Annotated in this window: 10 protein-coding genes and 2 pseudogenes; 7 read left to right on the forward strand and 5 right to left on the reverse strand. The window is 64.3% G+C overall.

The window, feature by feature from the left end:
• Positions 1–61: 61 nt before the first annotated feature.
• Positions 62–760 carry an IS6 family transposase gene (locus C6Y44_RS25165; RefSeq protein WP_192379075.1) on the forward strand — a complete coding sequence of 233 codons (699 nt, stop codon included), beginning with the start codon at positions 62–64 and terminating at the stop codon, positions 758–760.
• A gap of 70 nt (positions 761–830) precedes the next feature.
• Here the strand turns inward: C6Y44_RS25165 and C6Y44_RS25170 are convergent.
• The 4 genes and pseudogenes from C6Y44_RS25170 to C6Y44_RS25185 all read right to left on the reverse strand — a co-directional run.
• A pseudogene (locus tag C6Y44_RS25170) lies at positions 831–1610 on the reverse strand (leucine zipper domain-containing protein); the annotation flags it as partial.
• A 235-nt stretch (positions 1611–1845) separates the two neighbouring features.
• Positions 1846–2880 carry an AraC family transcriptional regulator gene (locus tag C6Y44_RS25175; protein WP_192378999.1) on the reverse strand — a complete coding sequence of 345 codons (1035 nt, stop codon included), beginning with the start codon at positions 2878–2880 and terminating at the stop codon, positions 1846–1848.
• A 129-nt stretch (positions 2881–3009) separates the two neighbouring features.
• Positions 3010–4230 carry a CaiB/BaiF CoA transferase family protein gene (locus C6Y44_RS25180; RefSeq protein WP_192379000.1) on the reverse strand — a complete coding sequence of 407 codons (1221 nt, stop codon included), beginning with the start codon at positions 4228–4230 and terminating at the stop codon, positions 3010–3012.
• A 122-nt stretch (positions 4231–4352) separates the two neighbouring features.
• Complete coding sequence (locus tag C6Y44_RS25185) at positions 4353–5075, reverse strand: GntR family transcriptional regulator (protein ID WP_192379001.1); 723 nt, start codon at positions 5073–5075, stop codon at positions 4353–4355.
• A 180-nt stretch (positions 5076–5255) separates the two neighbouring features.
• On the opposite strand from C6Y44_RS25185, the pseudogene C6Y44_RS25190 reads away from it, so the two are divergent.
• Positions 5256–6653, forward strand: a pseudogene (locus tag C6Y44_RS25190) (IS1380 family transposase).
• A gap of 188 nt (positions 6654–6841) precedes the next feature.
• On the opposite strand, the gene C6Y44_RS25195 reads toward C6Y44_RS25190, so the two are convergent.
• Entirely contained in the window at positions 6842–7996 is a 1155-nt protein-coding gene (locus C6Y44_RS25195; protein WP_192379002.1) for an acyl-CoA dehydrogenase family protein, read from the reverse strand.
• A gap of 161 nt (positions 7997–8157) precedes the next feature.
• Here C6Y44_RS25195 and C6Y44_RS25200 point away from each other — a divergent pair, with 161 nt between their 5' ends.
• From C6Y44_RS25200 to C6Y44_RS25220, 5 genes are all read left to right on the forward strand, one after another.
• Positions 8158–8856 carry an IS6 family transposase gene (locus C6Y44_RS25200; RefSeq protein WP_192379077.1) on the forward strand — a complete coding sequence of 233 codons (699 nt, stop codon included), beginning with the start codon at positions 8158–8160 and terminating at the stop codon, positions 8854–8856.
• A gap of 663 nt (positions 8857–9519) precedes the next feature.
• Positions 9520–9915 carry a hypothetical protein gene (locus C6Y44_RS25205; RefSeq protein WP_404817814.1) on the forward strand — a complete coding sequence of 132 codons (396 nt, stop codon included), beginning with the start codon at positions 9520–9522 and terminating at the stop codon, positions 9913–9915.
• A gap of 1519 nt (positions 9916–11434) precedes the next feature.
• A complete protein-coding gene (locus tag C6Y44_RS25210; RefSeq protein ID WP_192379079.1) occupies positions 11435–12445 on the forward strand; it encodes an SMODS domain-containing nucleotidyltransferase in 1011 nt (336 codons plus the stop codon).
• Complete coding sequence (locus C6Y44_RS25215) at positions 12442–13896, forward strand: HesA/MoeB/ThiF family protein (protein WP_192379004.1); 1455 nt, start codon at positions 12442–12444, stop codon at positions 13894–13896. The genes C6Y44_RS25210 and C6Y44_RS25215 overlap by 4 nt, the downstream gene beginning before the upstream one ends.
• Positions 13889–14383: a Mov34/MPN/PAD-1 family protein gene (locus C6Y44_RS25220; protein WP_192379005.1), complete on the forward strand. Its 495-nt coding sequence runs from the start codon at positions 13889–13891 to the stop codon at positions 14381–14383. Before C6Y44_RS25215 ends, C6Y44_RS25220 begins: the two co-directional genes overlap by 8 nt.
• Positions 14384–14394 lie beyond the last annotated feature (11 nt).

A 14394-nucleotide genomic window follows, 5' to 3' on the forward strand; every position in this document is an offset into this window, starting at 1 on the left:
CACTGTCACGTTGTTGAACGCTGCAAACTGGGAGCTGGGAGAATGTGGCGTGACCACCCCGATGCCGTCGTACAAAGGCCACCGCTACCCGGTCGAGATCATCAACCACTGCGTGTGGTTGTACTTCCGCTTCCCGCTCAGCTTCCGTGAGGTCGAGGAGATGATGCTCGAACGCGGTGTCCTGGTCAGCTACGAGACCATCCGGCGGTGGTGCGCCAAGTTCGGGCAGGCCTACGCCAACCAGCTGCGCCGACGGCGGGCGCGGACCGGTGACAAATGGCATCTCGACGAGGTTTTCATCCGCATCAACGGCACCCAGCACTACCTGTGGCGCGCGGTCGACCAGGACGGCAACGTCCTCGACGTGCTGGTCCAGTCCCGCCGAAACACCCAGGCAGCCAAGAAATTCTTCCGCAAGCTGCTCAAGGGCCTGCGATACGTGCCGCGGGTGCTGGTCACCGACAAGCTCGCCAGCTACCAGGTGGCGCACCGCGAGATGCTGGCCTCGGTCGAGCATCGCCGATCGAAGTATGTGAACAATCGAGCCGAGAACTCGCATCAACCCACCAGGCAGCGGGAACATGCGATGAAGCGCTTCACATCGCCCGGGCACGCGCAACGATTCCTGTCCGCTTTCTCGGGCATCTCACCGCATTTCCGGCCCAACCGGCACAGACTCTCGGCGCCCGAATGGCGTACCGAGATGGCCGACCGCTTCGCGGTCTGGCAGGAAGTCACCGCGACCGATGCCGCCGCCTGAAAGTGAACGGCCCGGCGGTGCCCTGTAGCAGCCTTTCTTAAATAGGCGGCGCTGCTGGACTTTTCGAATAACGTGACAGTGCCGCCGTGATGCCTAGGTCGGTGCAGGTGTGCTTCCACAGGGCGGATCGGTAGCAGCCGCCGTTGTCGGACAGGACCCGTTCGACGGTGACGCCGCGGGCTGCGAACCAGCCCACGGCACGCTGGAGTACGCCGGCTGCGGTGACAGCGGTTTTGTCGTCGTGTATCTCGGCGTAGGCGACGCGGGAATGGTCGTCGATGACGGTGTGCACGAAGGCGTGTCCGAGTAGTTCGTTGTGGTGCTTGCTGCGGCGGGTTACCGGTGTGGCCTGGCGGTTCCTGCGGCCCTGGATGCGGCCGACGAATCGCCAGCCGCCGCCGATGGGGATGTTGCCGAGTTTCTTGACGTCGACGTGGATCATCGACCCCGGATGGGGGTGTTCGTAGCGGCGGATGGTCTCGCCGGTGCGGATGTCGATGTGCGAGAGACGGTTGAGCCGGCATCGGACCAACACCGCATGCACGGTCGACGCCGGCATATTCAGACGAGAGCCGATCGCCTGGGGTGAGAGTCGTTTGCGCCACCGCAGGTCGACGATCTTGCGTTTGGTCGGCTCCGGTGTGCGGTTCGGGATGTGGTGGGGTCGACTCGAGCGGTCGTGCATCCCGTCCGGTCCCATCTCGACATAGCGAGTGGCCCAGCGTTTCGCGGTCGGCCAGGCAACGTTGAAGTGCTCGGCGGCCCTGGCGATGGACCATCCCTCGTCGATGATGCGTCGGGCCAGCAGCAGCCGGCCCCTCGGAGTCAGAGGTGCGTTAGCGTGAACCACGAAGGTCTCCCGGTCGTTGAAGTGTGTGTCGTAGCAGCTCCACTTCACGACGGGAGACCTTCGCTGTTCAACGACCCACTACCGCATGTCGTCGCAATCGTTCAACCAACCTGCCTGGGCAGTACAACTAGCCGCTGTCAAACTGGACTTGAAAAAAGGCAGCGCATCACAGCAAAGCGAAGCCCGGCCACGAACGCGGTGCGTTCGTGGCCGGGCTGTCGTGGGTCAGATGCCTTCAGCCGCCGTTGAGGGTACGGGACGGTGTCTCGCCGTAGCGTCTGCGGTACTCCGCAGCGAATCTGCCTAGGTGCCCGAAGCCCCAGCGATGTGCCACGTCGGCCACTGTGGGCTTGTCGGCGTCATTTCGGCTCAGCTCCTCGTGGACGCGCTCGAGTCGGACGCTCCGGAGATAGGTCATCGGTGGAACTCCGAGGTGCTGTCGGAAACCGTCCTGCAGGCTGCGCACACTTGCGCCGGCCACTTCGGCCAGGTCATTGACCGTGAACGGTTTTTCAGGACTGGCATGTATCGCGTCGACGGCGCGTTTGACGATGCGAGGACGGACGGGACGACGAAGTTCCTGCAGTGATTCTTGATGGTCGTGGCCCGAGGCAAGGAGAAAGCCGGTCGTCACCGCTTGCGCGAGCGAACTCGACATCAGCGGGTCATAAAGCACTCCCGCCTCGCGGTCGAGATCGGCGGCAAGCGTGAGGATCAGCGAGAGCCAGCTTTCCGCTGGTCCTCGGGTCAGGTCCACCAGCGGATCGAACTTTACGGGAGTACGAACGGGGTGCCCGACCAAAGTCGTCAGTTCAGCTTCGAGATATTCGCGGTCGATTTTTACGCCGTACTGTGCGCAATCGGCGCTCCACCGGGAAATCTTCGTCGGTCCCACCGGGAGATAAACAGAAGCCAGCCCGGGCATGGAAACACTAACCTGTCGGCCAGCTACGGCCTCCACGCGCCCGGACAGCGGGATGCTGATATGGTAGGCATTGCTCAGCTCACCGAAGTCAAGGCTCACTTCGGCGCCGTAGGCGAGACGGCCTAAGGTGACGCCTCCGAGCTGAACAGTCTTTAGCGACATATTCAGACCCGAGTCGGTAGCCAAGGCCTCCAAATGATGGGGATAAAAATTCTCGGCCACAGCCACGCGCGCCTCGTCCAGATGCGACGCACTGTGCTGAATCACTCCACACGGGACAACTTTGCCCACGGTCTTCAAGAGTGTGTCTTGCATCACAACCATTTTCTTGATGTAGAAGCCCAAACGAGCCTACCGGGGAATCCGGGCGCGACGAGCGCCGCGCGCCTCCGGTGGGGCGAGTGATCGGGCATGGGTCACCTTGTCGGGTCGGGGAACTCGGGGGAAGTGGGAACGGGCGCCGCGAAGGGTCCGTCAGACCGTGGCGGCGGTGCGCAGTGCGGTGATCGCGTCGGGCGAATAGCCGAGTTCGGTCAGGACGGCGTCCGTGTGGGCGCCGTGCGCCGGGACGGGGTCGAAGCGCGGTTCGATCCCGCTCAGGGTGGCGGGCGGCAGCAGTGCGCGGACGACGCCGCCGGGGGTGTCGACCTGCCGCCAGCGGTCCCGGCCCGCGAGCGAGGGGTGGTCGAGGAAGTCGGACACCGAGCCGAGGCGGCCGTTGGCGATCGCCGCGGCGTCGAGCTGCGCGAGGAGTTCGGCGGTGCTCAGCAGGCGGGTCCGCTGGGCGATCACCTCGTTGCACTCCGCGCGGCGCTCGACGCGCGTCGAATTGCTGTGGAAGCGTTCATCGGTGGCCAGGTCCGGGTCGCCGAGCACCTTCGTGCAGAGTGAGACCCACTCCCGGTCGTTCTGGACCGCGAGCAGAACCTCGCCGTCGGCAGTCGGGAAGGGACCGTAGGGGACGATCGTGGCATGCGCGGCGCCGACGCGCTCGGGTTGGTTTTCGCCGTACTCCGTGTAGTAGGCGGGTGATCCCATCCACTCGCCGAGTGCCTCGAACAGGGCGACCTCGACCGCGCGGACGGTGCCGGTGGTCGCACGGGTGTACAGGGCGGACAGGATGCCGCTGTAGGCGTACATGCCCGCGGCGATGTCCGCTATCGAGACGCCGGTCTTCGACGGGCAGTCGGCCGGGCCGGTCAGCGAGATCAGGCCGGTTTCGCCCTGCACCAGCATGTCGTAGGCCTTGCGGTCCGACCAGGGGCCGGTGTTGCCGTATCCGGAGATGTCGCAGGGGATCAGCGCCGGGTGGCGTTGCCGGAGCGAGTCGGCGTCGAGATGCATGCGAGCTGCGGCGCCCGGCGCGAGGTTCTGCACGAACACGTCCGCGGTGGCCAGCAGGCGCTCGAGGATGTCGCGTCCCTCGGCGGATTTCAGGTCGAGCGTGACGGATTCCTTGGAGCGGTTGAGCCAGACGAAGTAGCTGGACTGGCCGTGGACGGTCTCGTCGTAGCGGCGGGCGAAGTCGCCGCCGTCGGGTCGTTCGATCTTGATGACGCGGGCGCCGAGGTCGGCGAGTTGCCGGGTGGCGAACGGGGCGGCCACGGCCTGCTCGATGCTCACGACGGTGATGCCCGCGAGGGGAAGGGTGTTCGAGGGAGTGGCGGCTGCGCCGGCATCAGAATGTACGGCCATATTGCGGAATTGTACGTTGCTTGTATCGACTTTCCAACAGCCCAACGCGAGTTCGGTCACCCCGGACCGTCGGACGGCGGCACGTGGCCGCGCGGCGTCACCGACGCCTGTGGCCCTGCGCGTCACCGACGCCGGAGGGTGACCCGGTAGGTGTAGTGCTCCGGCAGGAAGTAGCTGATCGCGAGTTCCGTCGGCTCCTCGCGCTCGTTCGAGTACAACCGATCGACCCGCAGCATCGGATGCCCCGGCTCGCACCCCACCGCGGCGGCGGCCGCTGCGGGCGCCGCCGCGACGGTGATGGACTGATCGGCCTGCACGATCGGGAGGTCGAGATGCGGTTCGACGAGGCCGATCATCGTGTACGTACTGGAGGCCCCCGCCGCGACCTCGGGTGCCTCCAGCACCGCCCGGCCCACGGACTCGGGCAGGTAGACCGTGGTGAACACGAACGGCACCACGTCGTACAGGCGACGGAACGACACCGTGTAGAGCAGGTCGGTGTCGAGCCGTAACCTGCTGGCCGCCTCGATGTCGACCTGACGCCGCAGCGGCGTGACGATCTCCATCATCGTGTCCGTCGACAGGTTCATCAGGTCTTCGATCGAACCGAGCTGGCGCAAATACCGTCCGGTGGACTCACGGGCGAAGGTGCCACGTCCGGGTACCCGGTACACGATGCCGTCGGCCACCAGGTCCTGGAACGCCCGTCGCACCGTCTGCCTGCTGACGCCGTGCTGTTCGGTGAGCTCGGCCTCCGTCGGCAGTCGGATACCCTCGCGGTACACACCCGCTTCGATGTCCTCCCTCAGGCGGCGCGACAACCGCGCATAGGACGGTTCCGTCACCGCTGCTCCCTTCGACGTCGTCGGACGGCGGGCGGTCCGTCCATGGCACGACCAGCCTAGCCTCGCGCTTTCGTACTGATTGAGCGGGTGGCCGTGTCGAACACGAAGAATGGTGCCCTGAACTGGGATAATTCGACTTGCGAAGGTTGAATCAGTCCGAGTCCGAAAGGCACCATTCCGGTGAGCAAGTCTACGTCCCCCTACCCACACGTGTCCGCATCGGCCACCGGAACCAGCCTCGTGTCGTATGCCGGCGCGATCCTGCTGCTGCGCACCGCGGAGAAAACCGGCCTCACCACGGCATTGACGACCGAACTCGGCCCGTTCCGCAAACCGTTGGCTCGCCACGATCCCGGCAAGATCCTCCTCGACCTCGCGGTCTCCCTCGCACTCGGCGGAGACTGCCTCGCCGACATCAACCAACTACGTGCCCAGCCCGAACTGTTCGGTGCGGTGGCGTCCGATCCGACCGTCTCCCGCCTGATCGGTGTGTTGGCCTCCGACGCCGATACCGCTCTCGCTGCCATCGGACGGGCCCGCGCCACCGCCCGCGCCCACGCCTGGACCGCCGCCGGCTCCGCAGCACCGGATCACACCATCGACGAACAAAAACCACTGGTCATCGACATCGATGCCACCCTCGTCACCGCCCACTCCGACAAAGAACACGCTGCCCCGAACTTCAAACGCGGCTACGGGTTTCATCCATTGTGCGCGTTCATCGACCACGGTGAGTACGGCACCGGTGAACCGGTGGCGGTGCTGCTGCGCCCCGGTAACGCCGGGTCGAATACCGCCACCGATCACATCACCGTCGTACAGGACGCCCTGGCGCAGTTACCGTTCGATCCGGGATATCGGGTCGGGAAGAAGGTACTGGTCCGGATCGACGGTGCCGGCGGCACCCACTCCTTGATCGAGTACCTGACCAAACGCAGGCTCTCGTATTCGGTCGGATTCGGGTTGACCGACACGATGACCGCCGCCCTCGATCTGGTCCCCGAACAGGCATGGACTCCGGCCTACGACCCGGACGGGCAGGTTCGTGACGGCGCCTGGGTCACCGAGATCACCGGACTGCTCGACCTGTCCACGTGGCCGAACGGCATGCGCGTGATCGTCAGGAAGGAACGCCCGCATCCGGGTGCGCAGTTGCGGTTCACCGACCGGGACGGCCTGCGCCTGACCGCGTTCGCAACCAACACCCGCCGTGGGCAACTCCCCGATCTGGAGCTGCGGCACCGGCGTCGGGCTCGGTGCGAGGACCGGATCCGGGCAGCGAAAGTCACCGGTCTGCAGAATCTTCCGCTGCACGGCTACGACCAGAACCGGATCTGGCTGGCGCTGGTGCAACTCGCATGCGAGCTGACCGCGTGGATGCAAATGCTCGCGTTCACCGACGTGATGACTGCACGCAGGTAGGAACCGAAACGGCTACGGCTGCGGGTGCTGTCGATCGCCGGGAAGATCGCCCGGCATGCCCGCCGTGTTCGACTGCGGCTGGCCGCGACGGCTCCGGGTGTCGATGTTCTCGTGGCCGGCTTGAACAGGCTCACCGCGCTACCTGCGCCTGCGTGACCTGCACGTATCTTCATTTATCGAGACGAAAGGGCACTCAGCTCGGGGCCGTGGACCCCGGCGTCACCCGACCGTGTCGGGTAGTCGATCGTGGCCGCACACCGGATCCGCAGGCTTCCACACCCAATCTGAACTGCTCAGGCCGGCGCGTCACCCGCACGAAAGATCGAGGCTAGTGGTGGACGAGGTCAGAGACCGCCGCGGGCCACCAGCTGGGATGCGATGACGTTGCGCTGGATCTCGTTGGTGCCCTCGCCGACGATCATCAGGGGCGCGTCCCGGAAGTACCGTTCCACGTCGTACTCCGTGGAGTAGCCGTAGCCGCCGTGGATGCGGACGGCATTGAGCGCGATGTCCATGGCGACCTCGGAGGCGTACAGCTTCGCCATCCCTGCCTCCATGTCACACCGGTCACCGGCGTCGTACTTCTCGGCCGCGAACCGGGTCAGCTGCCGCGCCGCCGTCAGCTTCGTGGCCATGTCCGCCAGGTAGTTCCCGATCGACTGGTGCTTCCAGATCGGCTGTCCGAAGCTCTCACGCTGCTGCGCGTACGCGAGGGAGTCCTCCAGCGCCGCCGCCGCGACACCGAGCGCACGGGAAGCCACCTGGATCCGGCCGGTCTCCAACCCCTTCATCATCTGCCCGAATCCTCGGCCAGCTTCGCCGCCGAGGATCGCGGTCGCGGGAATGCGGTAGTTGTCGAACGACAACTCGCAGCTCTCCACGCCCTTGTAGCCGAGCTTGGGGAGGTCTCGTGAGACGGTGAGTCCCGGTCCGTGCTCCACCAGCACCACCGAGATGCCCTTGTGTCGTGGCGTCGCCGACGGGTCCGTCTTGCACAGCAGCGCGATCAGGCCCGCCCGCCGGGCGTTGGTGATCCACGTTTTCGCTCCGTTGATCACCAGATCGTCGCCGTCGGTCTTCGCGGTGGTGGTCATGGCCTGCAGGTCGGAACCCCCGCCCGGTTCCGTGAGCGCCATCGTCGCCCGGATCTCCCCGGTTGCGAGCTTCGGCAGGTACCGCTGCTTCTGTTCCTCGGTGCCGAACAGTCCGACCAGTTTGGCGACGACGGTGTGCCCGCCCATTGCGCCGGACAGCGACATCCATCCGCGGGCGAGTTCCTCGGTCACCTGGACGTAGCAGGGCATCGAGACCGGTGTTCCACCGTATTCCTCCGGCACCGCCAGTCCGTAGATCCCGATCTGCTTCATCTGTTCGATCCACTTCTCGGGATAGTCGTTGGCGTGCTCGACTTCCTGCACCGATGGTTTGACCTCCCGATCGATGAACTCGCGCACTGTCTTGACCAGGAAGGCCTCTTCGTCGTTCAGGTGGTAACTCACGTGGGTGTCCTCACTGCAGCGGAGCTCGACGAGCCGAAAGAGAGCATTTGTACGGCCATTATCTTGATTTGTTATTTGTGCGTCAACCGACGAGAGTCGGCACTGTCACGTTGTTGAACGCTGCAAACTGGGAGCTGGGAGAATGTGGCGTGACCACCCCGATGCCGTCGTACAAAGGCCACCGCTACCCGGTCGAGATCATCAACCACTGCGTGTGGTTGTACTTCCGCTTCCCGCTCAGCTTCCGTGAGGTCGAGGAGATGATGCTCGAACGCGGTGTCCTGGTCAGCTACGAGACCATCCGGCGGTGGTGCGCCAAGTTCGGGCAGGCCTACGCCAACCAGCTGCGCCGACGGCGGGCGCGGACCGGTGACAAATGGCATCTCGACGAGGTTTTCATCCGCATCAACGGCACCCAGCACTACCTGTGGCGCGCGGTCGACCAGGACGGCAACGTCTTCGACGTGCTGGTCCAGTCCCGCCGAAACACCCAGGCAGCCAAGAAATTCTTCCGCAAGCTGCTCAAGGGCCTGCGATACGTGCCGCGGGTGCTGGTCACCGACAAGCTCGCCAGCTACCAGGTGGCGCACCGCGAGATGCTGGCCTCGGTCGAGCATCGCCGATCGAAGTATGTGAACAATCGAGCCGAGAACTCGCATCAACCCACCAGGCAGCGGGAACATGCGATGAAGCGCTTCACATCGCCCGGGCACGCGCAACGATTCCTGTCCGCTTTCTCGGGCATCTCACCGCATTTCCGGCCCAACCGGCACAGACTCTCGGCGCCCGAATGGCGTACCGAGATGGCCGACCGCTTCGCGGTCTGGCAGGAAGTCACCGCGACCGATGCCGCCGCCTGAAAGTGAACGGCCCGGCGGTGCCCTGTAGCAGCCTTTCTTAAATAGGCGGCGCTGCTGGACTTTTCGAATAACGTGACAGTGCCGCAGGAAGTGGACAAGCGCCCGACCGGGATGGGTCAGAGCGTGTAGCCGAGGAGGTGGGTGAGGGCGATGAGGACGGCGAACCAGATAAGGGTTCCGCCCAGCGCGGCGAAGTCTGTGTACATGAGTGACCCCGACCCTACACTAATTGAACAATCAACTATATTCTTGCTGCTCACGCTCCTGTCGCGAACAACAACGAAGGTGCGCCACACGATGTCAGGATCGACAACCACCCGGGCACCGATCACCCGAGAACAGTGCGGATGCGGCACTCCACCGGCCCCGGCCGACCCAGCAGGGACGACTCGGCAAACGCAATGGCCGCCGCGCGCCCATGAGCTCGCACAGCCCCGGCGGAGACATCACATGCCGCGATCACTCGGTTCGGCCGGTAGCCAGCCCCCAGACCCAGGGGTGGCAACGACAATCGTCCCCCGCTGCCTGCACGAGTGGGGACGATCCGTGCCGTGACACCGGGGCGACATCACGGCACCCGCAGACTATCGCGCGTCGCGATCGGCACCACCGCACAGGCCGGAGGCTACCCAGTGCACAACCCCATCGACGATGATGGGTGCCGTGCGCACATTGGTGACACTGCTCGCGCTGACAGCCCTGGGAACGGCGGGCCTGCTCAGCGGCACCGCGCTGGTCTCCGACCCCACCGGCACCACCCTCGGCCTCGATGTCGACATGCTCCCGAGCTGGCACAGCTGGGACTACCGACTGCCCGGGGCATTCGTCCTGCTCGCCTTGGGGATCGCTCCGCTGCTGTGTACGGCCGCGCTGCTGTTGAACGCTCCCGGCGCAGGGTTCGGCGCTCGGATGATCGGAGTCGTCACGATCGCCTGGGTGCTGTTCCAGATCGTCGTCCTCGACATCGACGCTCCCCGCGTCCAGACCGCGCTCGGCCTGGTGGGCATCGTCCTGATCCTCGGCACGACCACTGCGACACCACGTCGCCCACAGTGCTGATCACTGAAACCTGCTGGGGCGCAAACGAATCAGCATCCCCGGTTCCGCATCATCTTCTGAGTGGGATGCCGGCAGGTCACGCCAACGCCCGATCCAACCGTTGGTTGTAGCGATTCGAGTGGAGGTGGCCGGCCCCCTCATTCCGCTGGCGAGGCCACTCGACAGCCTCCACGAGAACGAAGGTGTCTACTGCTCGACGAGACCGCCGCCGACGACGTCGATTGCGAAGGAACTGTCCGCAGCTGGGCCGGTCTCCTACTGTCGAACTGCCGCGTTCGCCGGCAGCAGGAAAAGCATGATGAGCGAGCATCCCTTCATCGGATGGAAAGCTATCTACGCCGGGAGAAGCTCGACGCCGACGTCGGCGCCCTCGAGCGGCTCGAAGAAGCGATTGGGAAGGCAAGAGCGTGTTGGTCAGCCTCGACGAGACCACCCGCATCCTGGTCGAACCGTCCATCCCCATCATCATCCGCGCTGTCCGCACGACCACCATGGACCCGCTCGGGTGACACGCGTACGTCACGCGCCCAGAAGGGGACCCGAACACCCAGCGCTGCATTGCTCAGCACGATCGCGTCACGGCGTCACCGTTCAGCTACGGGCACGTCGACCGTGCGCCATATCGCCGCGGAGCTACAGCTCGACCCCGGATGGGTGGCGGCCGCACGTGGCAGGGGATGCGTATGCGGCCGCCGGTAACGCTTACCCCTATTCACCGGTGGTGACATTTCCCTTTTCGATGCCGTATCGCCAGCGAGGCACTCAATGCTTGCAGTAGTTGCGATGCATGCACTGCGTGCACGCACATCTCAGGGAGGACTCCAAGGAGGCCGGCCACGCGGTCAAGCCGGCCGGCTACCCCGCCGCCGACGGCCGTGCCTACGCCGTCCGCACCCGTATGTGGAGGTCGAGCGAGACGCAGAGTCCGCCACCTCGCACCGATGATCGTCAGCTCGCCGGTTCGACCGAACGCGGGCGTGCCCACCATGCCGCACCGCAGGTGGGCACGGCGCGAGGTTGCCCAAGGCCACGGAGAAGGTGGCCGCTGAATCCGCGTTGATGCTGCCGGCTGCGAGCACTGTGGTCATCGGAGTCCGAGGGACGCCCTGTCACAATGGATCCGACATCCCCGCCGTACCCCGTGCGGCGGGGATGCCTGCATGGAGGCGATCACCCTTAGGTGAGGCACCCCAGCGAGGATCCCCTGCCCACCCGCGAAACGGCAGTGCACGCCATGCTTGCAATGCACTCAATGCACGCAATGCGTGGGATGCATGCCAAGCGTGCATCTCCCCTCCCCTGCCGATAGGCGCTCTATCGGGTGGCTTGGGACGTGACAGCCGACCGCGGCACTCGTCGTTGCCAGCTCGGCGACGACCACCTCCGAACCGTAGACGGCCTTCTCAGCATGATCTTGATGGGTAATCGGGGTATCCATGATCCATCGCAGCGATTTCTCAAGTGTTGTGTCAGACCCCTGACTTATGTTCGTTATGACCGAATGCGGAAATGAGGGATGATGGCCGTATTGACCAGCAACTTCGACACAGCGCTGCGGCGTATCCAGCCCTCGGAGGCGGACCGCAACAATGCCCCGAAAGCACACGAGGACGTGCGAGGCGTTCTCACCAGTGCCGAGTCGCTCAAGGAGTGGGGCCTGTCACCCATTCTCATTGGATCCTACAAGCGACGGGTTGCGATCCAGCGCGTCTATGACGTCGATGTGTTCTGCAGGATGGACGACATTTCCGTAGATGTCGAGCCTTCTGAGGTCCTCGATCGCTTCTTCACTGTGCTCGATGATCGCTACGGGACCGACGGTGCCGGGAAGCGGCGGGTCAGACGGCAAGCCCGTTCCCTGCAGGTGGCTTTCCCGGAGTTCGACGGCCTCTACGTCGATGCAGTCCCCGCACGGAAGCGGGGGGATGGCACCTGGGAGATACCGGAGCGGAACGAGCAGGACTGGCAGCAAACCAACCCCGATGAACTCACCAGCCTCACCAACGCCATGAACGAGCAGCTCACCGAACTCTACGTCCCTACCGTGAAGTTGCTGCGGCAAACCCGTCGGACGATCTTGAAAAGCCGTCCCGGCGGATTATTCGTGGAGATGGCGTTCTACGATGCGTGCCTGCGGGGCGTCGTGGACTCGACCAACCAGACACTCTGTTACGTCACGGGATTGGAAGCCCTCGCCCAGTATCTCTCCGACAAGGTGAGCTGGGGCGCTGCTCTACCCGATCCGACTTTGCCCGGCCAGACTCTCACGTTTCGCGCTACGGATCTGCAGTGGGAGGAGGCGAGCGAGAAGTTCGCCGCAGCAGCGGAGAAGGCTCGGGCAGCTTACGACGGTGAGGATCGTTGTGAGGCCGCGGTGAAGTTCCGGTCGTTGCTAGGCGGTAACGATGACTACGACTACGTCTTCCCACTGCCGGCGGACTGCAATGACGACGGCTCGAAGAAGGCGACCGCATCTCTCATCGCTCCCGGCGAACGGCGCATCCCTGCGGGAGACCGTCGGTTCGGATGAGCGACTGGGATCTGGTGCGCATGAGCGTCTGCGCTGACTTCATCGATCGATTGGAGCAACGTGGGTTCAGCGGAACCTCCAAAGGTCAGGGGGCAGTCTTGCATGGTTCTGTCTCTGTGATGGACGTCCTGCACCCGGTGCGCATTGAGGTTGGTCGAAGTTTTCCCTTCTACCCTCCCCGGGTCGTTCCCGAGGGCTCGGTCCCCCGTTCCTGGCATCGTGAACGTGACGGGTCGATGTGCCTGTATGCAGAAGGGGACCGTGATGGACTGCCCTGGCTCGATGTGGATGATTTCCTGAATCTGGTGAATCGCTGGTTCGAACAGACCCTGACCGGATGGACGGAGGACAGCCCCGACCTGGACCTAGAGCGATATTTCGACTCCGTCGACGATCACCGACTCGTCGTTTACAGTGACCTTAGTCCGCTCGTAGGCAGCTACATCCGGCTGAGGGTCAGACCGCACATCGTCGAAGTGCTTGGACCAGGCAGCGTCCCATACAGGCAAAAACACAGGAACCGCCTTTTTGGGTTCGTGTTGGATCTCGGTGAACCGGCGAAGCCGCCTTCGACGTGGGAACACATCACCGAGCTCGTTGCCGAAGACGTGATCCGCGGCGTCGAACGGGCCATACGAGAGCGGCGTATTAGCATGTTGCTGCTTCGATACGCCCGGAACGGCACGCCAGCGGTGTTGGCCGTGCAAACCACCATGACGCGGACAGGGATACTGCTGCGTTCCTATCCCAGTGCCTCCACGGCCCAGGGCGCACTCCGACTTCGTGCCGGTCGCACTGCTGAAGTACTTACAGGGAAGAGTGCCTGTGTCATCGGAGCCGGAGCACTCGGTTCCTTCATCTGCGACCTGCTGGTCCGAGCAGGTGTCGGCCACCTCACCATCCGCGATGCGGATATCGTCCGACCGGGCAATCTCATTCGCCACCTCGTCGGAGGTGAGCATATCGGCCTCAACAAGGCGACTGCCGTCCGAGGAACTCTTCAGCAGCGTCCCTATTGTGGAACCACCATCTCCGCCATCCCGGAACCTTTTACCGAGCCCGATGACGTACCAGGACTGTTCGCACAGTTCGACCTCGTCATCGATGCCACCGCCGACGCGAGCGTGACCGAGATGCTTACCGCCGGTGCACGGGCGCTCACATCTCGCTTTCTATCTGCATGCCTGCAAGATGACGGCCTAGTAGTGCGGGTGGACGTAATCCCGCCCCTGCGCGGGAAAGCCTTACCCGACGTGTCCGAGCAGAGGCAGTCGGCTGCCACAGAATCTGTCTACGAGGGCGGGTGTGGCAGCCCTGTGTCCCAAACCCCAACGTTCGCCGTTACTCAGGCAGCAGCTCTCACAGTTCGTCACGCAATCGGGTTGCTGACCGGAAGCCCCGTGCATCCGGCTGGCGAAGCCCACAGCTATCACGGACATCCCGGTGACTAGTCGCCATCGGACCGTAAAACGTGCGCAGCAGGTCACCATCACACAGGCTGCGCTGGCATCAGCCGAGAAAGCTGCATGGGCCTCGCTTCCCTTCGAAACCGGCGGCATCCTTATAGGCTGGCGACACGACGCCACCGTCCATATCGTCGACATAGTCGAGGTAGCGGACGGCCGAGCCGAGTCCCACACCTACCAACGCATCCACAGCGCCGCGCAGAAACATCTCGACGCCTACCTGGCCGAGCACGATGATCCGCATCTCGGCTATATCGGCGAGTGGCACACCCATCCGCGGCCCCAACCACCGAGCTTGCTCGACCTCGCAAGCCTACGCAGCGTGGCCCAACAACTCACCTCTCCGATCGCACTGTTGGTCGTCGCCGTTGACCCCGATAGATTGGGCACCACTGCACACGTTCGTATCGGCGGACGCGCCAGATTTAGTCGGATCACAATCACCGCCGCGTCCCTCGACGTTTTGCCGTAGAACCGTACCGC

The organism is Rhodococcus rhodochrous (assembly GCF_014854695.1).
Taxonomy (GTDB): Bacteria; Actinomycetota; Actinomycetes; order Mycobacteriales; family Mycobacteriaceae; genus Rhodococcus.

Excerpts from the sequence above, each read along its gene's own strand:
- C6Y44_RS25180 (WP_192379000.1), bottom strand. The coding sequence starts at position 4,230 with ATGGCCGTACATTCTGATGCCGGCGCAGCCGCCACTCCCTCGAACACC.
- C6Y44_RS25165 (WP_192379075.1), top strand. The coding sequence starts at position 62 with ATGCCGTCGTACAAAGGCCACCGCTACCCGGTCGAGATCATCAACCAC.
- C6Y44_RS25200 (WP_192379077.1), top strand. The coding sequence starts at position 8,158 with ATGCCGTCGTACAAAGGCCACCGCTACCCGGTCGAGATCATCAACCAC.
- C6Y44_RS25210 (WP_192379079.1), top strand. The coding sequence starts at position 11,435 with ATGGCCGTATTGACCAGCAACTTCGACACAGCGCTGCGGCGTATCCAG.
- C6Y44_RS25215 (WP_192379004.1), top strand. The coding sequence starts at position 12,442 with ATGAGCGACTGGGATCTGGTGCGCATGAGCGTCTGCGCTGACTTCATC.